The sequence below is a fragment of the Polaromonas glacialis genome, from assembly GCF_000709345.1.
In the GTDB taxonomy this organism is placed as follows: Bacteria; Pseudomonadota; Gammaproteobacteria; order Burkholderiales; family Burkholderiaceae_C; genus Polaromonas; species Polaromonas glacialis.
In genome coordinates this window covers 3,354,934-3,377,337 of sequence record NZ_KL448323.1, presented here as the reverse complement: position 1 = coordinate 3,377,337, position 22,404 = coordinate 3,354,934, and the positions used below count along the sequence as shown (strand labels likewise).

The following is a 22,404-nucleotide window of genomic DNA, read 5'->3' as shown; positions in this document are numbered from 1 at the left end:
TTTTAATTAAAATCTGACCCCGACTTCACTTGGGCACAACTGCTGCGATGGGAGCGCCAGAGTCCGGTTTGCACTGCAAATCCTTAAAACTCCCTTGAAAAAAAATACTCCACACTGCAAACAGCGTTGCCACAATAAGAAACCATATTGAAATTCTGATCCATAAGAAGTTCTTTGCCAGCCATTTTGACTTTCCATAAATGTTTTCGATAAGGTCGCGGCCGAGCAAGCCTGAAGCATCCTTTTCAAGGTATTTTTTCCAATAATGCTCGCTGCAGCAATGCGACCGAATGGCCGCAAAAAACAAAACGTCAGACGCATCATCAGGTCGATGTTTGGGCAAGATCGCCGCAAGCGCCGAAATCAGTCCCATCATGAGCAAAAGTCCCGCCAAGGAAAATTCAAGGAATGCCAAAGGCCTGTTCTGAAACGATGTGAACACACTGCAATCTTTTGCAAGGGTCACGTAAGTTCCTCCCACAATAGCCTGTACAGCCACAAGAATGGTCGCCTTTGTTGCCGCAAGACTGGATTGCTGTTCAACATGATCGTATTGAACCAAGGCCAGTTCCCATCCCTCGTGCGTTAGTCCCTGCTGGTTCATGACCTTCACCTTCTCGTTTTTCGTAGAGCTTACTGCGCTAGAAAAACACGGCGCGCATCAATTAAAGAGTATTCAGTAACTTAGGTGACAAGAGCTGAAAATTTCGATCGAAAATATGTTTTGCTCTTTATTTGATAGCTAATCAAGTATATAAACATTAGGGAAGAACCATATTTCACAAGTGAAAATGCAACTGCTCAGCTTTGGAAACGCTATTTTTTCGAGGGTGCGCAATGCAATAGCGAGGATTGAATGACCTTAAGAAGTGTGACCTGGCCCCCGCACGGGATTAACGGACGAATACCGGTCTACGCTTGAATCGGCCATCCACATCAATGACCCAGAACCTCTTCGGCGAACCGCCAACGCCTTATGCAGCCCCCGAACCCATCGCGCCAGGCGCCGCGCTGCTGCGCGGTTTTGCCCTGGACCAGGCCGAAGCGCTGCGTCAGGCCGCACAGCAGGTCATCGCGGCAGCGCACTTGCGCCATCCCGTCACGCCCGGCGGGCGTGCCATGTCGGTCGGCATGACCAACTGCGGCGCGCTGGGCTGGACCTCAAGCCGCACGGGCTACCGCTACAGCAGCACCGACCCGCTCTCAGGCCAGCCCTGGCCGCCGATGCCCGCCTGCTTTGCCGACATCGCTGCGCGGGCGGCGGCCGAGGCGGGTTTCGAGGGCTTCGCGCCCGACGCCTGCCTCATCAACCGCTACGAACCCGGCGCGCGCATGTCGCTGCACCAGGACCGCGACGAAAGCGATCTGGGCGCGCCCATCGTCTCGGTGTCGCTGGGGCTGCCGGCGGTTTTTCTGTTTGGCGGTTTGCAGCGCAGCGACCGCCCTGCCCGGTATGGGCTGGCGCATGGCGACGTGGCGGTTTGGGGCGGCGCGGCGCGGCTGGCGTTCCATGGCGTGGCGCCGCTGGCCGATGGCGAGCATCCGCGCCTGGGGCGCCAGCGCATCAACCTGACGTTTCGCCGCGCGGGTTGAGGTTTAAAGCGGCGGCATGCCGCGACTGGCCTGCGCAAACCAGCCCAGCCCGTCCGGCGTCGCGCCGGGCGCCAGGCCGCGCACCGGCTTGTATTCGCAGCCCACCCAGCCGCCATAGCCCAGCTCATCGAGCAGCGCAAACAGATACGGGTAGTTGATTTCGCCCACATCGGGCTCGTTGCGCCCCGGCGCGCCGGCGATCTGGAGGTGGCCGAAGCGCCCTGTCGGCAGGTAGCGGCGCAGCTTCATCGCCAGGTCGCCCTCGACCACCTGGCAGTGGTACAGGTCCATCTGCACCTTGAGATTTTCCGCGCCGACTTCGTCCAGGATGGCGTGGGCGTGGTCTTGCCGGTTCAGGAAATAGCCGGGCATGTCGCGGGTGTTGATGGGCTCGATCAGCACCTCCACGCCGACAGCCGCCGCCTGTGCCGCAGCCCGGCGCAGGTTGGCAACGTAGGTGGCCTGCGCCGCTTCGCGCGTCACGACATCTGGCAGCTCGGGCAGCAGGCCCGCCATGACGTGGATGCGCGGGCAGTCCAATTGCTGCGCATAGTCCAGCGCCATAGCAAATCCAGCGGCGAATTCGGCTTCATGGCCGGGCAGACAGGCCGTTCCCCGGCAGCCGGGCAAGGCCCATGCCGCCTCGATGCTGGCGGTGTCCGTGCCGCCGGGCGGCGCGTTCAGCAGCACCAGTTCAAGGGCGTTCGCCGCCAGCAGCGCCTTGAGTTCGGCCACCGGCCAGCTGTAGGGCGACATCAGTTCCGCGGCTCTGAACCCATCGCTCGCAGCAGCTTCAAAGCGTTCGGCAAAAGGCAGCTCGGTGTAGAGCCAGTTCAGGTTGGCGGCGAATTGGGGCATGGCGGTTCAGGTTTTGGGCTGGTTGGCCGGGTCGTCGGCACCGGGCGCGGCCCGGCATTCCCAGAAAATCCGGGCGCTGCAGTGCCTGCAGATCTCGGGGTCGAGCTTGCCGAAGATATGGGAAATGGCGGTGTATTTGTCCGGGAACTGGTGTTCAGGCCCCAGCACGTCGGTGAACCCGGTCTTGCGCCACATGCGGATCACCTCGGGGCGCGGCCGGTGAAAGTACAGGTTGCCGCCCATCGCGCGTCGTGCGGCGAGTTCGGCCTCCCACAGTTCGGCGCCGGCCAGGTCGATGAAGTTCATGCTCTTGGCCATCACCAGCAGGTGCTTTTGCGGATTCGGCTGGCTGCGCAGCGCGTGCAGGATGTCGGCGACATGCTGGGTCGCGCCGAAATACACCTCGCCCTCCATGCGCAACAGCTTGAGTTGCGGACACTCGGGTAGATAGGCCCCCACGCTCCCCGCTTCGCGTGGTTCGCTGCCCCCCGAGGGGGCGCTGCGCCTGTGGCCCGGCAAAGCCGGTTCCACGGCCCCGGCTGATGGGGGAAATTCCCCCACGCTCCCTGAGTGGGCCTCTGCGCCTGCGGCCCGGCAAAGCCGGTTCTGCAGCCCTGGCTGGAATGGTGCGGTCCCGGGCTTTTCGAAGGGTTGCGGCGCATCGTCGATCACCACGAACTGCCGGTCCACCCCCCGGCTGTCAAAACCCATGCTGCGCATCGCGGGGCGCGAGGTGCGGTACAGAAACGACATCAGCGACAGCAGCATGCCCAGCAAGATCGCCACCTCCAGCCGGATCGTGACGGTGGCCACCAACGTGGTCAGCGCCACCGCAAAATCGGTTCGGCTTAGAACGAACAGCTGGCGCCAGCGCTTCAGGTCGAGCAGGCCCAAGGCCACCAGCACCAGCAGCCCCGCCAGCGCAGCCATCGGAATCTGCGCCAACAGCGGCCCGCTGACCGCCACCAGCGCGAGCAGCAGCAGCGCCGAAAACACCGAGGCCAGCGGCGTGCGGGCGCCGGCCTCCAGGTTGGGCATGGAGCGGTTCATCGAGCCGCAGGACACGTAGCTGGAGAAAAATCCGCCAATGATGTTCGACAGCCCCTGGCCCCGGAACTCGCGGTTGGCGTCGATGCGCTGGCCCGAGCGCAGCGCCACCGCGCGGGCAATCGCAATCGCCTGACCGAGCGCGACGATGGTCAGCGCAAACGCCAGCCCGACCAGGTCGGACGCCTGCGCCCAGCTGATGCGCGGGACCTCGAAGCGCGGCCACGGCGTGGCGATGGTGCCGACAATGCGCAGCGCCGACGAGGGCGTGGCGCTGCCCGCCGTCCAGCGGCTCCAGCCCCAGGCCAGCGCAGTGGCCACGGCCAGCCCGATCAGCATGTAAGGCCAGTTGCGGCGAAACCGGCGCAGCCCCAGCGCCACCGCCAGCGTGATGCCGGCCACCGCCAGCGCCACCGGATTCGCGTGCGGCAATTGCGTCACGACATGCGCCAGCACGCCCGCTGCGCTGTGTTCGGGCGCGGCGGCCAGGCCGAGGAAATCCGGCAGCGCATGCACCGCGATCAGGAGCGCCGCGCCCGAAGTGAAGCCAAACAGCACGGCGGGCGAGATGAAATTGGCCAGCACGCCCAGCCGCAGCGCGCCAATCAGCCACTGCAGCACGCCAACCATCACGGTGACGGCGAGCGCCAGCTGGATGTACATCGGGCTGAAGGCCATCGCCAGCGGCGACAGCATGGCAAACAGCGCCAGCGAGTTGGCATTGGTCGGCCCCGACATGACATGCCAGCTGGAGCCGAACAGCGCGGCGATGATGCACGGGATGATGGCGGTGTACAGCCCGTATTCGGGCGGCAGCCCGGCCAGCGTGGCAAAGGCAATGCCCTGCGGCAGCACCAGCACCGCGCCCAGCAGGCCGGCCATGGCATCAAGCCGCAGCGTGGCCGGCGTGACCTGCCGCACCCAGCCGCCCAACAGGCGCTCGGCCAGCCGCTGCATGAGGGCCGTGAAGGGAATGGCGGCGCTGGCGTTGGAAGGTTTCATGGCTAGGGTTTGAGCATACTGCGCGCCCGTAAGCTACTGCGGCATCAGGCGCTCAGGCCAGGCCGGACCAGCGCAGCAGCAGCCCGGCGACCGCCGAGGCGGCGATGACCGGAATCACACCCCACTTCAGGCGCCACAGGCCCAGGGCAGCCCCTAGCGCCAGCGTCAGCGCCACCCAGTCAGGATTATTGGCATCAAAAAGGCCATTTGCGCTTTCTGGATAAGCGATAGCAGCTATGAAAAACAGAGCAAGGTTGGCAATCACGCCGACCACGGCGGCGGTCACGGCGGCCAGTGGCGCGGTCAGCCTGAGGTTGCCGCGCGTCGATTCGACCCACGGCCCGCCCGCCAGGACGAAGATGAACGAGGGCAAAAAGGTGAACCACGTCGCCACGCAGGCGGCAAGGGCCGCGCCCAGGAACAGCGCATCCGGCCCGGCCACCTGCTTGACCCAGCCGCCGACAAAGCCGACAAACGCCACCACCATGATGAGCGGGCCGGGCGTGGTTTCGCCCAGCGCCAGGCCGTCCATCATTTGCGCCGTAGTAAGCCACTGGTAATGCCCGACCGCCATCTGGTTCACATACGGCAGCACGGCATAGGCCCCGCCAAAGGTCAGCAGCGCGGCCTTGGTGAAAAACCAGCCGATCTGCGTCAGCGTGCCGCTCCAGCCATAGGTGAAAAACAGCGCCGCCATCGGCGCCAGCCAGAGCACGGCGCCAGCCAGCAGCACCCATGCCAGGCGCGAGCGGCTGAACAGCGCATGGGGCGGCGTCGGCGTGTCGTCGTCGATCAGGGAGGCGACGCGAACGCCTTGCGCTACCGACGCGTGGCCCTTGCCGTGCGCCAGGCTGCCGGGTGCCACGCGCGCCAGCACGGCGCCCGTCAGCATGGCGCTAAGGACGACCAGCGGAAAAGGCAGCTTCAAGGCCCAGATCGCTATGAAACTCATAGCTGCTATCGCCCATGGCACGGGCGCCAGCAGCGGATTTCCCAATGATTTACTGGCAATGCGGTGCAATGCGTGCAGCACGATGGCCGCCACCGCCGGCTTGATGCCGTAGAAAATCCCGGCCACCAGCGGCTGCTGGCCAAAGGCCATGTAGATCCAGCTCAGCACGATCAGCAGCGCCAGCGACGGCAGGAAAAACAGGGTTCCCGCCACCACGCCGCCCCGGGTGCGGTGCATCAGCCAGCCCAGGTAGGTCGCCAGCTGCTGCGCCTCGGGGCCGGGCAGCACCATGCAAAAGTTGAGCGCATGCAAAAAGCGCTTTTCAGACACCCAACGGCGCTTTTCCACTAGCTCGCGGTGCATGATGGCAATCTGCCCGGCCGGCCCGCCAAAGCTGATGAAGCCGAGCAGCAGCCAAAAGCGCAAGGCTTGGGGAAAAGTGATGGTGGCCGGGGGGAGCTGGGTGTGCATCAGTCCGTTTTGGGGCGTGGTGGTGACTGCTTGTTGATCCAGCAAGCTAGGGCTTCGAGAGCTTCAAGTGCTCCTGCGTGGGTGTACGTGGAGGGCCAAGCATCCAAAGCAAGCAATTTTCCTTTACTTTCTGTCCAAGTGCCTTTCGGGGCGGCATTGCTGCTCATGGGATAGAAAGCGGGGTGGGTCTCAGGGAGTGACTCGAATTTTTCACGCAGTTGCACGAAGTCGAACTCTTCAGCGTGCAAGTAAGCCCGAACGAACCAGCCCAACATACCATCTTCGGCGTACTCTTGATCTGGATGGTAGGCCAGAACCAGTTGTGATTTCCCTCCCCACGATGCGGGGAAAAACCGCCGTACTTTGATTGTGCCCCCGTCCCATATCGCTGAACCGAGCCTGATCTGCGTGTCCTCCCCCAGCCCACGGCAGACAGCCTCGCGGCCCTGCTCGTCGATGGCTTTATCGAACTCCTCAAGCAGGATTCGCGCTTGCTGAAGGGTAGAGAAATGCTCTTTGACAAAGGTTTGTGCTGCGTCGTCCATGCGTGTTCCCAGTTCGGGGTGAGCCACTATATTGAGGTGGTTCAGAAATTCCAGGTAGAAGACATGCCACTTGCCGAAGGGCGTGGCAATACTTTCTTTGCCCCATTGCCCCAAGGCTTGCTTGTAAAGCTCCCCATAGCTGATGATGAGCCAATCGCTGGGGCAGCCCGCCACTTGTTTTTTGGGCGCGGTGAGGCACTTGAAGACTGGCAAACCCCCAGCAGTCCCAGCCCGCTGGTTCAACAGCTGTTCGTAGATGGGGAAGGGGTTGTGGTTGGCGTTGGCAAAAACTTTGTTTTCAATGCCGAGAACGAAACAATCGGTAGTCAGCACAATGTCCAAGCGCTTGGAACCTTCGCCTTCGACATCCATGCACACTTCCCGCTCAACTTGGACGCTGCACCAGTCCACCTGATCAATGCAGTCAGCCATCGCTTCTGGTGGCAGGCATTGCACCAAGGCTTTGGCCAGCCACGGCGGGACACCACGACCGCCACCCATGAAAAGGGCCATCATGTCCGAGATCGGGTTTTCGGCAAATCCTCGCCCGCCTGCCTCGAAGAAGTTGAGTTCAGGGACTGGCCGACTGGCGAAGCCGTGCAGTTGGGGCAACAGCTCTGCCAGTGCTGAAAACGAAGTTTCGGACGGTGTAGCCATACTGGTCTGTCGTTATTCCCGCTGCAGCTTGAACACCGCGCGGCTGGCGCGCGCGTTGGGCCAGAAGCGGATTTCCTGGCCATCCTGCAGGCCGAACGAATCAAGAATCCGCAGCCGGTTCTGGCCCGCGAGCGCGGCAAAGTCGCGCAGCGTGCCGACGCGGATGTTCGGCGTGTCGTACCACTGGTAGGGCAGCACCTTGGTCACCGGCATGCGGCCGCGCAGCACCGCCAGCCGGTTCGGCCAGTGGCCGAAGTTGGGAAAGGCGACGATGCCGATCCGGCCGACGCGCGCTGTTTCGCGCAGCATGACTTCGGCATTGCGCAAATGCTGCAACGTGTCGATCTGCAGCACCACGTCGAACGAGTCGTCGCCGAACAGCGCCAGGCCGTCTTCGAGATTGAACTGGATCACGTTGACGCCGCGCGCCACGCAGGCCTGCACGTTGGCGTCGTCAATCTCGACGCCATAGCCCGAGCAGCCGCGCTCCTTGATCAGGTAGGCCAGCAGCGCGCCGTTGCCGCAGCCCAGGTCGAGCACGCGCGAGCCCTGGGGCACCAGCCGGGCAATCGACAGCTGGTCCGGCGTCGGCTGCACGTCGTGTTGAGTCGTTCCGGTCATGCCGCCACCTTGCTCTTAAAATAGGAGCGCACTACGCCCATGTAACGTGCGTCATCGAGCAAAAAGGCATCATGACCATGGGGTGCGTCGATTTCGGCGTAGCTCACGTCAATCTGGTTGTCGAGCAGCGCCTTGACGATCTCGCGGCTGCGCGCCGGGGAAAACCGCCAGTCGGTGGTGAAGCTGACCAGCAAGAACTTGGCGCTGGCCTGCGCCAGGGCACGGCTCAGGTCGCCGCCGAATTCGCCGGCCGGGTCGAAATAGTCGAGCGCGCGGGTGATCAGCAAATAGGTGTTGGCGTCGAAGTATTCGGCGAACTTGTCACCCTGGTAGCGCAGGTAGCTTTCGATTTCAAACTCGACTTCCTGGGTGGTGTAGCGGTAGGGCGCAGCGTTGGCCAAAGCGGCTGGCAGTCCGTCCAAGCCAGGGCCGCGAATCCGGCTTTGCCGGTTCGCAGGCGCAGCGTCCCCCCCGGGGGGCAGCGAACCACGCGCAGCGGGAAGCGTGGGGGCTCGTAACTGTCGTCCAAACTTCTCGTTCATCACGTCGTCGCTCAAATACGTGATGTGGCCGATCATGCGGGCGATGCGCAGGCCGCGCTTGGGCAGCACGCCGTGCCGGTAGAAATGGCCTTCGTGAAAATCCGGGTCGGTGACGATGGCGCGGCGCGCGACTTCGTTGAAGGCGATGTTCTCGGCGGTCAGGTTGGGCGCGCTGGCCACCACCACGGCGTGGCGCACGCGTCCGGCGTATTGCAGCGTCCAGCTCAGCGCCTGCATGCCGCCCAGGCTGCCGCCCATGACGGCGGCCAGCGTCTCGATGCCCAGCGCATCGAGCAGCCTGGCCTGCGCGTTGACCCAGTCCTGCACCGTGACGACCGGAAAATCGGCACCATACACTTCGCCCGTGTCGGGGTTGACCTGCATCGGCCCGGTTGAGCCGAAGCACGAACCGAGGTTGTTCACGCCAATGACAAAAAACCGGTCGGTATCGAGCGGCTTGCCGGGGCCGATCATGGTGTCCCACCAGCCTTCGGACTTGTCCAGCACCTGCCCGGCTTCGTCCAGATAGACGCCGGCCACATGGTGCGACGCATTGAGCGCATGGCAGACCAGCACCGCGTTGGATTTGTCGGCGTTGAGCTGGCCGTAGGTTTCATAGCTCAGGTCATAGGCGCGGATCGAGGCGCCGCTGCGCAGGGGCAGCGGCTCGGCAAAATGCATGGACGCTGGCGTAGCAACCAGGGCGGGGGCAATGGGCACTGTGAGGGGTGAATCCACGGTAATCAGTACAGGTTCGGGACAGGACAACGGCAACTTTGGGCGGCAAAAAAGAAAACCCGGCATCGCTAAGGCGAGTCCGGGTTAATGGGGAGAATCGTCTTTAGCCGTACTTTTTACGCGCCCGCAAGCTGAGCAAATCGGCGCCTGGCCAGTATAGCAATCTAGGCCGGCACGGCCAGCGCCAGCACGCCGAGCGCCGCGAAGACCAGCGCCGACACGACATGCACTATGCGCAGCGGGATCAGGTGCATGAAGCGGCTGCCCAGCCAGACCACCGGCGCATTGGCGAGCATCATGCCCAGCGTGGTGCCCGCGACCACCCAGAAATAGGCGTCATAGCGTGCGGCGAGCATCACGGTGGCAATCTGCGTCTTGTCGCCCATCTCCGCCAGGAAAAACACGAACACCGTGGTGCCGAAGACGCCGAAGCGGGGCGGCTTCTTGTCGAGGTCATCCTCGTCGAGCTTGTCGGGAATCAGCATCCACACCGCCATGGCGATGAAGGAAATGCCCAGCATCCAGCGCAGGGTTTGCGGACCCATAAAGGTGGTCGCCCAGGCGCCGAGTGCGCCCGCCATCGCATGGTTGGCAATGGTGGCGGCCAGAATGCCCCAGACGATGGGCCAGGGCCGTCTGAATTTGGCCGCGAGCACCAGCGCAAGAAGCTGGGTTTTGTCGCCCATTTCAGCAAGGCCGACGATACCGGTGGAGACGAGGAAAGCTTCCATGAAAAAAACAGCTCAAGCCGGTTTTAAAAACCTATGACTGCACGACATCCCCGGCCTGAAGCTTTAAAAAGTTCTGGAGGCTGTGCAGTCAAAGGTCTCGCCAGGTTTGAAAAACTGTTTGCGCCATGTTGACCTTGTTGCAAGGCCAGACAAGTCTGTTGACGCAAACCCCTCTCAGTGAAGAAGGGCGGCTACTCCCCAATGACAGCCGGGATTATAGAGACGAGCGGCGACCATGAACGCAGGAATGGTTCCGGCAATGCCCCGTATGCACCATGACGGCTCTTTTATCGCGGCGCAGTTCTTGCTTTATTTTGGTGCAGTTTTTGAGATTTTATTAAAAACGCACCAATACATCACATTTACTGGAGGAAAGCGCGTTATGGAAGCACTAAAACAGGGCTCCGATGCCTTGTTCATTTTGTTGGGCGGCATCATGGTGCTGGCGATGCATGCCGGTTTTGCCTTTCTGGAACTCGGCACGGTGCGCAAGAAGAACCAGGTCAACGCGCTGGTCAAGATCCTGGTGGATTTTTCGGTGTCCACGGTGGTGTATTTTGCCGTTGGCTATGGCGTGGCCTACGGCACCCATTTTTTTGTGGGCGCCGAGCAACTGGCCGCGAGGAACGGCTATGAGCTGGTCCGGTTCTTTTTCCTGCTGACCTTCGCGGCCGCCATTCCGGCGATCATCTCGGGCGGGATTGCCGAGCGCGCGCGCTTTTATCCCCAGCTTATTGCAACGGCGGTCATCGTCGGGTTTGTCTACCCCTTTTTTGAAGGCATCGCCTGGAACCAGCACTTTGGCGTGCAGGCCTTGATCAAGTCGCTGACCGGGACCGAGTTTCATGATTTTGCCGGCTCTGTCGTGGTTCATGCGCTGGGCGGCTGGCTGGCGCTTCCCGCCGTGCTGTTGCTAGGCGCGCGCAGCAACCGCTACCGCAAGGACGGCGCCATGTCGGCGCATCCACCGTCCAGCATTCCCTTCCTGGCGCTGGGCGCCTGGATATTGGTCGTCGGCTGGTTTGGCTTCAATGTGATGAGTGCGCAGACGCTCGACAAGATTTCCGGCCTGGTGGCGGTCAACTCGCTGATGGCGATGGTCGGCGGCACACTGGCGGCGCTGGCTTTTGGCAAGAACGACCCCGGTTTTGTACACAACGGGCCGCTGGCCGGACTGGTGGCGGTGTGCGCGGGTTCGGACATCATGCATCCGCTGGGCGCGCTGGTGGTCGGCGGCGTGGCAGGCGCGGTCTTTGTGGTGATGTTCACGCTGACGCAGAACAAATGGAAAATCGACGATGTACTCGGCGTCTGGCCACTGCATGGACTGTGCGGCACCTGGGGCGGACTGGCTGCAGGCATTTTTGGCAGCAAGGCGCTCGGCGGCCTGGGCGGCGTCAGCTTTGGGGCGCAGCTGATCGGCACGCTCATGGGCGTGACGTGGGCGGTGCTCATGGGATTCGTGGTGTACGGCGCACTCAAAATGACCATGGGGCTGCGGTTGACACAGGAAGAAGAGTTTGAAGGCGCCGACCGGTCGATTCACCGCATTGGCGCAACGCCTGAACACGAGGTTAATTGGTAACTTTGTGCTACAAATACGACAAAAAGATATTAAGACGCTTTTGACTTACCAACAGTCGTAACCCAAATCGCAAATGACTTTGGTTCCAAAAAACTTCAGGGCGTCAGTGTTTCCCCCTACCAACTCTTGGTAGCAAGGCCTTTCAGGGGCAATTTCACGGTTGTCCTTTTGGGGAAGTGAAGCATAATATGCAAGTGCAAATTCAAAGTTTGTACTTGTTAGGTGATCGGTAAGTTTCGCGCGCTACAGCGGTACGTTCAAGATTTGTTGTGCTTTCGGGACCCCATCGCTTTTATTTATGTGTTTTAGAGGAGTCCCTTCATGGGCAACAAACTATACGTCGGCAACCTGCCTTACTCGGTGCGTGACGAAGACCTGCAACAATCCTTTGGTCAATTCGGCGCTGTGACCAGCGCCAAAGTCATGATGGAACGCGACACCGGTCGCTCCAAGGGCTTTGGCTTTGTCGAAATGGCCAGCGATGCTGAAGCACAAGCTGCCATCAACGGCATGAACGGTCAGCCTTTGGGCGGCCGTAGCGTTGTAGTAAACGAAGCCCGTCCGATGGAGGCACGTCCCCCACGCACCGGTGGTTTCGGTGGCGGTGGTGGCGGCTACGGTGGTGGCGCTGGCGGCGGCGGCGATCGCTCTGGTGGCGGTGGATACGGCGGCGGCGGCGGTGGTCGTTCTTCCGGCGGCGGCAGCGACGGTGGCTTCCGTAGCCCGTACGGCGGCGGCGGTGCTGGCGGCGGACGCTCCGGTGGCGGCGGCGGCGGTGGACGCGGCGGCTACTAAGCTCTGCGCTATTTCCCGTCAGGCCATCTGGTCTGCAAAAACAGCTTCTTTAGTCTCTGATTAAAGAATGCCTGAAACGGCTTCAAGACTTCGGTTTTGAAGCCGTTTTGCATTTCAGTTCCCTTTCCTTGTATATATCCATGGCAAGTAAACAACCCGAGTGGAGCAGTTCGCGCCTTACCGGGGTTTGGAAACGGGGGCAAGGGGTCGGTTTGCTGAATTGGGCATCAAGACCCCGCGAACGCGGCCTGTAAGAACAGCCACCTGGTCGAGGTTGTTGTAGGTAAAAACATTGCCAGTGAACTGGTCAGCGCCTCGGATCAAGACGACGGGCAGATGCGACTGGACGCGTTCTTCATTCAAAAACGCATGCAGGAATTCACCGCGAAATTCCAGCCTCGGCGCTTCCTTGCCTTGTGCGTCACGGCTTGCTTCACGCACTACCCGTGCATTGCCGGTCAATTGGACCTCAGAGCCGTCGCCGTTTGAATAAGCCCGATTGGCAGTGGCTGTGGTGAGTTGCTTGTTGACATTGATGCTGTGGATCCGCGCCTGGTCGATTTCCAGAATGTCGGTATCGGCGAAATGCCGGGCCTCCGTTCCTGCAATTTCACTTTTGAGTTTTCCATCCTCATCAAAGGTCTTGATGGTGAAATCCTGCATGAAATAATCCACCTCGTGCATCACCTCTTTGACCGCTTCCGGGGCGCTGAAAGTCGGCGTGTTGCGCACCAGCCAATAGGTTCCCAAGGCCAGGGCTCCCATCATGAGAAGCGGCATGTACATGGCCGTCCGGTCCCAGAGGGACAGGAATTTTCGCCATCCACTTTTGGGGGATACCTTGAACTTGCCAGGGGTTGTACGGCTGTCCAGGGTATTCGTCATGCAGCGTACTCGCGTAGCAGCCCGGCATAGTGGCCGCCGGCAACCAGCAGCAAATCGCAAAATTCACGAGCGGCTCCCTCCCCTCCCCGGGCCAGGGTGACGTGATGGGCGCGCGACCTGACCTCCAGGTGGGCATTGGCCGGCGCGCAACTCAATGCCGAGCGGCTCATGACGGGCAGATCCGGCCAGTCGTCGCCCATCGCAGCAGCTGCGCTCCAGTCCAGCCCAAGGGCCTTCAGGGTCTGCTCGGCAGCCGGGCGCTTGTCTTCGGTTCCGAAGTGGCAATGGTGGATCCCCAGCGCCCGCAGGCGCCCGCGCAGCACGGAACTGTCCCGGCCAGTGATGACAACGGGCGTGATGCCCACTTTTTGCAGCAGCTTGAGCCCTTGACCATCCAGTGTGTTGAAGCGTTTGATGATTTCGCCGGACGACCTGAACCCGTCCACCGCCCGGGCGTGTTCATGTCCGTCCGGATATTCCGAAAAATACAGTCCGCCATCGGTCAAGACACCATCCACGTCGAAAAACGCAACCTTGACGCCCTGGCCCCGCAGCAGCAGTTCCGGTGAAAAATTCAGGTTCGGCTGAGCCGTTGCAGGACAAGGGACTGGCATGTCAGATGACTTTCGCACGCATCAGGTCGTTGCTGCTGAGAGCGCCGCAAAGCCTCCCGGTTTCATCCACCACCAGGACGCTGTTGATGCGGTGCTGTTCCATCAGCGCCACGGCTTGCACCGCAAGCGCACTTGTGCTTACCGTACGCGGGTCGGCATGCATCACGTCAATGGCTGTAAGGCTTCGCAAATCCACGCCTTTTTCGACCAGACGGCGCAAGTCGCCATCGGTAAAAATTCCGATGACCTGCTGGCGGCTGTCCACGACAGCCGCAGCGCCCAGTCCCTTGGCGCTCATCTCGCGCATGAGATCGGTAAAGGAGGTTTGGGCAACGACCTGCGGAACAGCGCTGCCGCTGCGCATCACGTCGCTCACATGGGTCAGCAACTTGCGGCCCAGCGCACCGCCGGGGTGCGAACGGGCAAAATCCTCTTCCCGAAAGCCGCGTGCATCAAGCAACGCCACGGCCAGCGCATCACCCATGGCGAGCTGCGCCGTGGTGCTGGCCGTCGGCGCGAGATTCAGCGGGCAGGCTTCCCTGGCAACACTGGTGTCGAGTGTGATGCGGGCCTGCTTGGCCAGCGTGGATTCCCGGCCACCAGTGATGGCGACGAGCGCCACGCCCAGGCGGCCCAACACGGGAAGAATCGCGACCAGTTCCTCGCTTTCGCCGCTGTTGGAAATGGCCAGCACCACGTCGCTGGCCTGAATCATCCCAAGATCGCCATGGCTGGCTTCAGCCGGATGAACAAACATGGCCGCGGTACCGGTAGAAGCCAGTGTGGCGGCAATCTTTCGGCCAATGTGACCGCTTTTCCCCATGCCCATGACCACCACGCGGCCAGGGCAGGCAACCATCAGCGCGACCGCCTGAACAAACTCATCGCCGATCCGGCTGGCCAGGTCCAGCACGGCAGCGGCTTCAATCTCGAACGTTTTTCTGGCCAGGCTCAAAACCTGCCCGGCATTAATAGTCGCGGCATCAAAATTCATGGCTGCATTCTATCGATGCCTGTCACAACCAGCCATGCCGGAAGGCCAACCAGACGGGCCAGCCACGCCATATCCTTCAGCTACCATCAGCCAATGAGCGCGCTTGAACTGACCCTTTTGTACCTGCTGGCCGCCGTGCTGGGAGTGGTCATTTGCCGCTCGTTCAAATTGCCGCCCATGCTCGGCTACCTGGCCGTCGGCGTGGTGATCGGCCCGCATGCGCTGGCCTTGTCGAAGGACTCCGAAGGCGTGCGCCACCTGGGCGAGTTTGGTGTCGTATTCCTGATGTTCGTGATCGGACTGGAATTCAACCTGCCCAAGCTGCGATCAATGCGCCGCCATGTGTTTGGCCTCGGCCTGCTTCAGGTGGCGCTCACGATGCTGCTGGTCACCGCGGGTTCCCTGTTTTTGGCGGTCGTGGCGCCGACGCTCTGGACCATGCAGTGGCAAACCGCGCTGTCGCTGTCGGGCGCTATGGCCATGAGCAGCACCGCCATTGTGGTCAAGCTCCTGGCCGAGCGGCTGGAAATGGCGTCCGAGCATGGCAAGCGGGTGATGGGCGTCCTGCTTTTCCAGGATCTGGCCGTGGTGCCGCTGCTGGTGATCATTCCCGCGCTCGGATCGCCCGCCGACGAACTGTTCAGGGGCCTGGGCATCGCCGCGCTGAAGGCTGCAATGCTGCTGGGCCTGCTGCTGACGGGCGGGCAGCGCCTCATGCGCTGGTGGCTCACGATCGTCGCGCGGCGCAAGAGTGAGGAGTTGTTTGTACTCAATCTGCTGCTGGTGACGCTGGCGCTGGCATGGCTGACCGAACTCGCTGGACTGAGCCTGGCGCTGGGCGCCTTTATCGCGGGCATGCTGATTTCCGAAACCCAGTACAAGCACCAGGTCGAAACCGACATCCGCCCTTTTCACGATGTGCTGCTGGGGCTTTTCTTCATCAGCGTCGGCATGATGCTCGACTGGCACCAGGTCGTTGACCATTGGGCATTGGTGCTGATGCTGCTGACGCTGCCGGTATTGTTCAAGCTGATCCTGGTCACGGTGCTGGCGCGCGCGCTGGGAGCGACCGAAGGCGTATCGCTGCGCACCGGCCTGTACCTGGCGCAAGCCGGCGAGTTTGGCTTTGTACTGCTGTCGCTGGCGCAAGGCAGCAAGCTCATACCGACGGACTTGATGAATCCCATCCTGGCGAGCATGGTGCTGTCGATGCTGGCCACGCCTTTCATCATCCTCTACGCCAACCGCATCGTGATGAAGCTGGTGTCAAGCGAGTGGCTGCAGCAGTCGCTCCAGATGACAACGATTGCCAGCAAGTCCATGAGCGCCAACCGGCATGTGATCATTTGCGGCTACGGCCGGTGCGGCCAGAACCTGGGCCGCATGCTGGAGCGCGAAGGCATTCCTTATATTGCCCTGGACCTGGACCCAGACCGCGTGCGGCAAGCTGCTGCAGCAGGCAGTTCCGTGGTGTTTGGCGATGCGGTTCGCTTGCAGGCGCTGATTGCAGCTGGACTGGCACGGGCCAGCGCCGTGGTGGTGACTTATCTGGACACTGCCAGTGCCTTGAAAGTGCTGGCCAATGTACGCACCCATGCGCCCACGGTGCCGATCATTGTGCGCACGGTGGACGACCGCGACCTGGAAAAGCTCAAGGGTGGCGGCGCAACGGAAGTGGTTCCGGAAGCAATTGAAGGCAGCCTGATGCTAGCCAGCCATGCGCTGGCGCTGGTGGGCGTGCCCATGCGCCGCGTGATTCGCGTGGTGCAGGACCAGCGCGATGCTCGCTACAACCTGCTGCGCGGTTATTTTCGGGGTGCTGACGATGACACGGCAGACGAACTGGAGCAGGAACGCCTGTCCACCGTGACGCTGGTTCCCGGCCTCAGTTCGGTCGGTCAGACACTCGGCGAAATGGCACTGCAGATGGTCGATGTGCGCGTGGTCAGCTTAAGGCGAAGCAACGGCAAAACACTCAAGGCGCTGGACAACATCAACCTGGAAGGTGGCGACACCCTGGTCCTATCGGGCAAGCCGGAAGCGCTTGCTCTGGCCGAACAGAAACTTTTGAACGGCTAGCGGTTCACACCTGCATGCACAAACGACAATTTATCGGCGCATTGCTGGCCGCTCCCTGGCTGGCGCAGGCGCAGCCCGATGCGCTGGGCGCGCGATTGCGCGCTGGCGCCTGCGTGGTGCTTCTGCGCCATGCGCAGACCGATCCGGGCGTTGGCGACCCCACCGGCTTTCGACTGGACCGGTGCAGCACCCAGCGCAATCTCAGCGCCGAAGGACGCGCCCAGGCCGAACGCATCGGCCAATGGTTCAAGTCGCGTGGTTTGGAGCCCGGCGCTGTCCAGTCCAGCGCCTGGTGCCGCTGCAAGGATACTGCCGACCTGGCATTTGGCCGTCACAGAGTCTGGCCGGCGCTCAACTCCTTTTTTGGTGAATACAGAGCCACGGATGCGCAGACTGCGCAGTTGCGTGCTGCTTTGAAGGGTATGCCCGCAGGCAAGTTTGAAGTGTGGGTCACGCACCAGGTCAACATGACCGCGCTGACCGGGGAAGGCATGGTGATGGGTGAAGGGCTGGTGCTTGACGCCATGGGCAAAGTTGTTGCCCGAAGTACTTTTGCCTGACCCTTGAAAACAGAAAATTTCGCATCAAACAGGCTGTTTGCGCTCTTCTGCATTGCACAAGCAGCTATTAATTCAGTAGCAAATCGATTTAATCCTTAAAGCGCCATGAAAGGCCAGTCAGGATGATGCTGCTGCGGTAAAAATCACTGGCGTGTATTGCGTGTCAAGTCACCGCCGCCCGTTTGGGAGGAATGCACAGGCGCCTGGCCATGACTGCCCCCATCGCCAACGTCAGTTCAAGCGCAATGGAACTGTGGTGACGGGCCAGGTCCTTGAAACGCAGCGAGGTAAGACACCACATCTTGCACGGGCTTGATGCATAGACCGTCGCCCTGCGCGGCTGGTTTGAAAAAAATGAACCCTCTCCCAGCACGGTGCCTGCGCCGACCAGGGCCGTCTGGACCTTTGCATTCTCATCCTTGCAATGGGCGCTCAAGGCGCCGCTTTCAATGAAATACAGCGTGGCGTCCCGGGCGCCTTGCTCGATCAGGACCTGACCCTTGTTCAAGGGAAAAGGATGCATGAACGACGCCAGCGTCGTCCAGTGTGGCTGGCTGAGTCGACAGCGCAAGGCGTCACTCGCCTCACAGTTCTGGATGACCTGGGCCAGGGTCTGGACATCAAAACGGATAGCGCCGGGAAGTAGTGCATTCATGATGTTGCAAAGATACCTTTGCCCCAACACCTCATGTATCAATTGAACTTTCACTTACTTTTGATACGTCGGGCTTTTTGTTTTTCCAAAATAAACAGGGTGGAAACAGAAAAAGACGGTTTTTCAATGCCTTGTTTTAGAGAATTTCCGCTATTTTCCAATGCAGAATTTGGAAAAAATTTCGCCCAGCAAATCGTCGGCGCTGAACGCGCCCGTGATCGAGCTCAGGTGCAACTGGGCCTGCCGCAAATCTTCGGCCAGCAGGTCGAGTGCGGGCACCGCCGAGGCCAACTGTTCCCGGGCGGTGAGCAATTGCAGGCTTACCTTGCGCAATGCACTGACATGGCGTTCACGCGCCATGAAAACCCCTTCGGGCGAAGCCTGCCAACCCACCACCTGCAGCAACCGCGCTCGCAGGGCCTCAAGGCCGAACCCGGTTTTGGCGGAAATCAACACGCCCCCGTCCACCTGGCGCAATGTTTCCGCGCTGGCCATGTCGGATTTATTCCAGACATCGATGACCGGTGTATTTTTTAAGAGTTTTATAGCCAGTGCGCTTTCCAGGCGGGCGTCTTCAGCTATGTAATCAATAGCGTTTTCGATGCTTTCTCCGGTGTTCTGCCGCGTCAGGTCGTGCAGGAACAGCACGGCATCGGCACTTTCGATCTCGGCCCATGCCCGCTGGATGCCGATTTTTTCGACTTCATCGAGCGCCTCGCGCAAACCGGCCGTGTCCACCACATGCAGCGGCACGCCTTCGATCTGGATCAGCTGCGACACCTTGTCGCGGGTGGTGCCGGCGACGGGGGTCACGATGGCCAGTTCGGCGCCCGCCAGCGCATTGAGCAGCGAGCTTTTGCCGACGTTGGGCTGCCCGGCAATCACGACCTTGATGCCTTCGCGCAGAATCGCACCCTGAGTGGCGCGCTGCATGACGCTGGCCAGCGTCGCCTGCAGGCGCAGCAACTGGCCGTTCGCATCGGCCTGCTGCAGGAAATCGATGTCTTCCTCGGGAAAATCGAGCGTGGCCTCGACCAGCATGCGCAGGTGGATCAACTGCTCCAGCAACAGATTGACAGCCTGCGAAAACTCGCCCGACATGGAGCGCGCTGCCGACCGCGCGGCGGTTTCGGTGCTGGCGTCGATCAGGTCGGCAATGGCTTCGGCCTGGGCCAGGTCAATCTTGTCGTTGAGGAAAGCCCGCTCGGAGAATTCGCCGGGCTCGGCCACCCGCAACGCCGCCAGCACCGGCTGACCGGTCGCCGGGTCGGCCGCAGAAGCCGCCTCAAGGCATCGCGCCAGCAACAGTTGCAGAACGACCGGGCCGCCATGCGCCTGCAGTTCCAGCACGTCTTCGCCCGTGAACGAATGCGGGGCGGGAAAAAAAATCGCCAGCCCCTTGTCGATGACCTGCCCGTCCGCATCCCGGAAGGCCAGGTAGGTCGCCTGGCGTGGAGAAAGTGCGCGGCCGCACAGTGCCTGAACCACCGGCGCAATGCCCCGGCCTGAAATACGGACGATTCCGACGGCGCCGCGGCCCGGCGCGGTGGCAATCGCAACAATGGGATGGTGATGGCGGGCCAGCATGACGCCTCAATGGTAAAGGGCCGCTGAGCGGCCCTTTTTGTTTATCTGAACTTCGGCAGGTTGAACTGCGGCGGCACGCCCATCCGGGTGTTGATGACCCACTGCTGGGCAATCGACAGGATGTTGTTGGTGATCCAGTACAGCACCAGACCGGCCGGGAAGAAGAAGAACATCACGCTGAAGATCAGCGGCATGAACCACATCAGCTTGGCCTGCATCGGATCAGGCGGCGCGGGGTTCAGGGCGGTCTGCAGCATCGTCGTCAGGGCCATCACCACCGGCAGGATGTAAAACGGGTCCGGTGAAGACAAATCCCTGATCCACAGAATCCACGGCGCATTGCGCATCTCGACGCTGGACAGCAGCACCCAATAGAGCGCGATGAAGACCGGAATCTGCACCATGATCGGGAAGCAGCCGCCCATCGGGTTGACTTTTTCCTCGCGGTAGATCTTCATCATCGCCTGCTGCATTTCCTGCGGCTTGTCTTTCAGGCGTTCACGCATTTCGGTGATCTTGGGGTTGATCGCCTTCATCTTGGCCATGCTGGCATAGGCCTTGGCATTGAGCCAGTAAAAAGCGATTTTCAGCAGCAACACCAGGGCCACGATGGACCAGCCCCAGTTCTGGATGAAACTGTGCAGTTTGTCGAGCAGCCAGTAGAGCGGCTTGGCAAGGATCGTCAACCAGCCGTAATCCTTCACCAGTTCCAGGCCGGGCGACAGTGATTCAAGGACTTTTTCTTCCTGAGGGCCGACGAAAAATTTCGAATCGATGGTTTTGGTGGCGCCCGGGGCAATCGGGTCCAGCGGCGTGATCATGCCGACGGCATACAGGTTGGTATCGACCTTGCGCAGAAACAGGTCGCGTTTCAGGCCGTCAGGCAGTATCCAGGCCGATGCAAAGTAATGCTGCACCATGGCCACGTAGCCGTTGGTCGCCTGCTTCTCGACATCGACTTTGTTGTTTTCAATGTCCTTGAATTCAACTTTCTGGTATTTCTTGGCTTCGGTGTAGATGGCCGGGCCGGTAAAGGTCGAATAAAACGACGATTCGCCAGGCGGCTTGTTGCCGTCGCGCACCAGTTGCAGGTAGAGCTGCGGAGCCACCGGCGTGCTGCCGGTGTTGATGACTTCATGGCGCACCGCCAGGTCATAGGCGCCGCGCCTGATGGTGTAGGTCTTGAGCAGTTTCACGCCGCCCAGGTCGGCGGATTCAAACTGGACCAGCAACTCGTTTTGCCCCTCCTTGAATTCGCGCTCGCCCGGCAGCAAGGTCATCGGCGTCTTGTGCGTGGGGAGCGTGCCGCCGTTGCTGCCGGCAATCAGGCCGGTCTGCGCCACATAGACACGGTTCGTGCTTTCATCCAGCAGCACGAACCCCTGCTCTTTGTGGGTCATGTCCTTGTACTTGATGAAGGCCGAATGAACCAGGGTTCCGCCTTCGCTGTCGAACGTCAGGGAAAGCACATCGGTGTTGACGACCAGGCGCTCCCTGGCGGCAGACGGTGCAACCGATGGCGCACCAGAAGGCACCGCAGCCGGAGAACCGGGCACAACGCTGGCAGCAGGCGACGGCACGGCGGCGCTGCCGGCAGACGCTGGCGCAGCGGCGACAGGCGATGTGGCCGTCTGGGTGCTCGACGGGAAAAATGTGGCTTTTTTGCCATGAAAGACCTGCCACTGGTCCCACAACAAAACCATGGAAAAACCAAAAATCACCCACAAGATGGTGCGGCGGATGTCGTTCATGACGGCGTCTTTTTAGAAGGAATGGAAGCCGCAGGCGTGAGCAGGCGGCTGAAAAAAGAGGCAGATTGTGGCGGCGGCACAGGATCGTTCCCGCCATCGCACCAGGGATGGCAGCGCGCCAGGCGGCGCAATGTCAGGTAGCTGCCTGCCAGTGCGCCATGCTGGCCCAGTGCCTGAAGGGAGTAAGCCGAACAGCTTGGCTCAAAACGGCAGTTTGAACCCAGCGCAGGGCTGATCAGCAAGCGGTAAGCCATGACCAGGCCCATCAAGGCCTTTTGCGGAAAGCGCACCAAGGTGGTCAAAATACGGCTCATGCGGCCTTGGCTCCAGCTTGCATCAGGGTTTGAATTTCATGGCGGACAGCCTGCCTGAGCTGCTCGGAGACGGCACTGACAAACTCCGTGCGGGCAAAGCCGCTGCGCAGGCGAACCACGAACGCAGCCTGCGGATACACCTGGGAAAAATCAGCACTCACCGTGTAAATTTGTCTTTTGATGGCGTTGCGCGTCACGGCCCGCTTGGCCCAGCGTTTGGGAACCATCGCACCGATCCACATGTCCTGCTCACGAAACAATCTGGCGGGCTCCGCTGGTGTGTCAGTCCGTAAAGCCGCGCTCCCGGCCTCAAGCCGGTTCCGGTGCAAGGCAAAGTGCGGTGTTTTTGCAATGATGGTTCCGGCCAGGACGGCCTGGAACTGCGCCCGGGTCTTAAGCCGCTGCACTGGTGCCCAGCATCAGTTCAAGCGCGGAAGTACCGGATTGCCCGCGGAAAACCAGCTTAGACAGCCAGGCGTTTGCGGCCTTTGGCGCGGCGGGCAGCAATCACTGCGCGGCCACCGCGGGTTTTCATGCGGGTCAGGAAACCGTGGGTGCGGGCGCGCTTGACTTTAGAGGGTTGGTAGGTGCGTTTCATGATAAATCCTGGTGGCCCTAACGGGCTTGTTACTGGGCTGTCAGCTGTAAAGCTTCATTTGGCGATTCGAATGATCTTGGGTAGCTGTACGAGACCAAGGCCAATCTGGCAAGTCTCGACAACCGGCAACACATCTGCTCCACCCTGAAAGGTGAATTCGAGACGAAGTCACACACAAAGCTGCGCAGGCAGCCTCAAGCCGCTACGAATCGGGAAAACCCGTGATTATT

22 protein-coding genes and 1 riboswitch are annotated in these 22,404 nt (G+C 61.1%); of the genes, 5 read left to right on the top strand and 17 right to left on the bottom strand.

What is annotated here, in order from left to right; translation table 11 throughout:
- Window positions 1-25 precede the first annotated feature (25 nt).
- Window positions 26-604: a Pycsar system effector family protein gene (locus EC86_RS0116570; RefSeq protein WP_156955342.1), complete on the bottom strand. Its 579-nt coding sequence runs from the start codon at window positions 602-604 to the stop codon at window positions 26-28.
- 335 nt (window positions 605-939) lie between these two features.
- Between EC86_RS0116570 and alkB the strand changes: the two genes are divergently transcribed.
- Window positions 940-1,593, top strand: coding sequence for a DNA oxidative demethylase AlkB (gene alkB / locus EC86_RS0116565; RefSeq protein ID WP_029526891.1), 654 nt, complete (start codon window positions 940-942; stop codon window positions 1,591-1,593).
- A gap of 3 nt (window positions 1,594-1,596) precedes the next feature.
- On the opposite strand, the gene otnI is transcribed toward alkB, so the two are convergent.
- From otnI to EC86_RS0116530, 7 genes are all read right to left on the bottom strand, one after another.
- Complete coding sequence (gene otnI, locus EC86_RS0116560; protein ID WP_029526890.1) at window positions 1,597-2,451, bottom strand: 2-oxo-tetronate isomerase; 855 nt, start codon at window positions 2,449-2,451, stop codon at window positions 1,597-1,599.
- A gap of 6 nt (window positions 2,452-2,457) precedes the next feature.
- Complete coding sequence (locus EC86_RS0116555) at window positions 2,458-4,500, bottom strand: SulP family inorganic anion transporter (protein WP_029526888.1); 2,043 nt, start codon at window positions 4,498-4,500, stop codon at window positions 2,458-2,460.
- 52 nt (window positions 4,501-4,552) lie between these two features.
- Window positions 4,553-5,923: a chromate efflux transporter gene (chrA, locus tag EC86_RS0116550; RefSeq protein WP_029526886.1), complete on the bottom strand. Its 1,371-nt coding sequence runs from the start codon at window positions 5,921-5,923 to the stop codon at window positions 4,553-4,555.
- Entirely contained in the window at window positions 5,923-7,125 is a 1,203-nt protein-coding gene (locus EC86_RS0116545) for a PDDEXK-like family protein (protein ID WP_084181400.1), read from the bottom strand. Before EC86_RS0116545 ends, chrA begins: the two co-directional genes overlap by 1 nt.
- Window positions 7,126-7,137: 12 nt before the next feature.
- A complete protein-coding gene (gene metW, locus EC86_RS0116540; protein ID WP_051676001.1) occupies window positions 7,138-7,746 on the bottom strand; it encodes a methionine biosynthesis protein MetW in 609 nt (202 codons plus the stop codon).
- On the bottom strand, window positions 7,743-8,969 hold the full coding sequence (gene metX / locus EC86_RS0116535) for a homoserine O-acetyltransferase MetX (RefSeq protein WP_029526882.1): 1,227 nt from the start codon (window positions 8,967-8,969) through the stop codon (window positions 7,743-7,745). The genes metW and metX overlap by 4 nt, the downstream gene beginning before the upstream one ends.
- A gap of 221 nt (window positions 8,970-9,190) precedes the next feature.
- Window positions 9,191-9,757: a TMEM165/GDT1 family protein gene (locus EC86_RS0116530; protein ID WP_029526881.1), complete on the bottom strand. Its 567-nt coding sequence runs from the start codon at window positions 9,755-9,757 to the stop codon at window positions 9,191-9,193.
- Between the two features lie 58 nt (window positions 9,758-9,815).
- Window positions 9,816-9,969, bottom strand: a riboswitch (yybP-ykoY riboswitch).
- Window positions 9,970-10,139: 170 nt separating this feature from the next.
- Between EC86_RS0116530 and EC86_RS0116525 the strand changes: the two genes are divergently transcribed.
- Window positions 10,140-11,342, top strand: a complete 1,203-nt coding sequence (locus EC86_RS0116525) for an ammonium transporter (RefSeq protein WP_029526880.1) — start codon at window positions 10,140-10,142, stop codon at window positions 11,340-11,342.
- 321 nt (window positions 11,343-11,663) lie between these two features.
- The gene (locus EC86_RS0116520) at window positions 11,664-12,137 is read left to right on the top strand and encodes an RNA recognition motif domain-containing protein (protein ID WP_029526879.1); all 474 of its coding nucleotides are present in this window, start codon (window positions 11,664-11,666) and stop codon (window positions 12,135-12,137) included.
- A 177-nt stretch (window positions 12,138-12,314) separates the two neighbouring features.
- Here EC86_RS0116520 and lptC read toward each other — a convergent pair whose 3' ends face one another.
- The 3 genes from lptC to EC86_RS0116500 all read right to left on the bottom strand — a co-directional run bounded on the left by lptC (window position 12,315) and on the right by EC86_RS0116500 (window position 14,630).
- Window positions 12,315-12,923, bottom strand: a complete 609-nt coding sequence (lptC, locus tag EC86_RS0116510; protein ID WP_051675999.1) for an LPS export ABC transporter periplasmic protein LptC — start codon at window positions 12,921-12,923, stop codon at window positions 12,315-12,317.
- Window positions 12,924-13,018: 95 nt separating this feature from the next.
- Window positions 13,019-13,636, bottom strand: a complete 618-nt coding sequence (locus EC86_RS0116505; RefSeq protein ID WP_029526877.1) for a KdsC family phosphatase — start codon at window positions 13,634-13,636, stop codon at window positions 13,019-13,021.
- A 1-nt stretch (window position 13,637) separates the two neighbouring features.
- Window positions 13,638-14,630: a KpsF/GutQ family sugar-phosphate isomerase gene (locus tag EC86_RS0116500; protein ID WP_029526876.1), complete on the bottom strand. Its 993-nt coding sequence runs from the start codon at window positions 14,628-14,630 to the stop codon at window positions 13,638-13,640.
- Between the two features lie 93 nt (window positions 14,631-14,723).
- Here EC86_RS0116500 and EC86_RS0116495 point away from each other — a divergent pair, with 93 nt between their 5' ends.
- Together EC86_RS0116495 and EC86_RS0116490 are read left to right on the top strand one after the other, a co-directional pair.
- Entirely contained in the window at window positions 14,724-16,709 is a 1,986-nt protein-coding gene (locus tag EC86_RS0116495; protein ID WP_029526875.1) for a monovalent cation:proton antiporter family protein, read from the top strand.
- 14 nt (window positions 16,710-16,723) lie between these two features.
- Window positions 16,724-17,269: a histidine phosphatase family protein gene (locus EC86_RS0116490; RefSeq protein ID WP_029526874.1), complete on the top strand. Its 546-nt coding sequence runs from the start codon at window positions 16,724-16,726 to the stop codon at window positions 17,267-17,269.
- Window positions 17,270-17,432: 163 nt separating this feature from the next.
- Here the strand turns inward: EC86_RS0116490 and EC86_RS0116485 are convergent, their stop codons facing one another.
- From EC86_RS0116485 to rpmH, 6 genes are all read right to left on the bottom strand, one after another.
- On the bottom strand, window positions 17,433-17,924 hold the full coding sequence (locus EC86_RS0116485) for a Crp/Fnr family transcriptional regulator (protein ID WP_029526872.1): 492 nt from the start codon (window positions 17,922-17,924) through the stop codon (window positions 17,433-17,435).
- 150 nt (window positions 17,925-18,074) lie between these two features.
- Window positions 18,075-19,511, bottom strand: a complete 1,437-nt coding sequence (gene mnmE / locus EC86_RS0116480; RefSeq protein ID WP_029526870.1) for a tRNA uridine-5-carboxymethylaminomethyl(34) synthesis GTPase MnmE — start codon at window positions 19,509-19,511, stop codon at window positions 18,075-18,077.
- Window positions 19,512-19,552: 41 nt separating this feature from the next.
- Window positions 19,553-21,262 (bottom strand): membrane protein insertase YidC, encoded by a 1,710-nt coding sequence (yidC, locus tag EC86_RS0116475; protein WP_029526869.1) that lies wholly within the window; start codon window positions 21,260-21,262, stop codon window positions 19,553-19,555.
- Window positions 21,259-21,576: a membrane protein insertion efficiency factor YidD gene (gene yidD / locus EC86_RS0116470; RefSeq protein ID WP_051675997.1), complete on the bottom strand. Its 318-nt coding sequence runs from the start codon at window positions 21,574-21,576 to the stop codon at window positions 21,259-21,261. Before yidD ends, yidC begins: the two co-directional genes overlap by 4 nt.
- A complete protein-coding gene (locus EC86_RS0116465) occupies window positions 21,573-21,983 on the bottom strand; it encodes a ribonuclease P protein component (protein WP_029526867.1) in 411 nt (136 codons plus the stop codon). The genes yidD and EC86_RS0116465 overlap by 4 nt, the downstream gene beginning before the upstream one ends.
- 56 nt (window positions 21,984-22,039) lie before the next feature.
- The gene (gene rpmH / locus EC86_RS0116460; RefSeq protein ID WP_007862708.1) at window positions 22,040-22,174 is read right to left on the bottom strand and encodes a 50S ribosomal protein L34; all 135 of its coding nucleotides are present in this window, start codon (window positions 22,172-22,174) and stop codon (window positions 22,040-22,042) included.
- Window positions 22,175-22,404 lie beyond the last annotated feature (230 nt).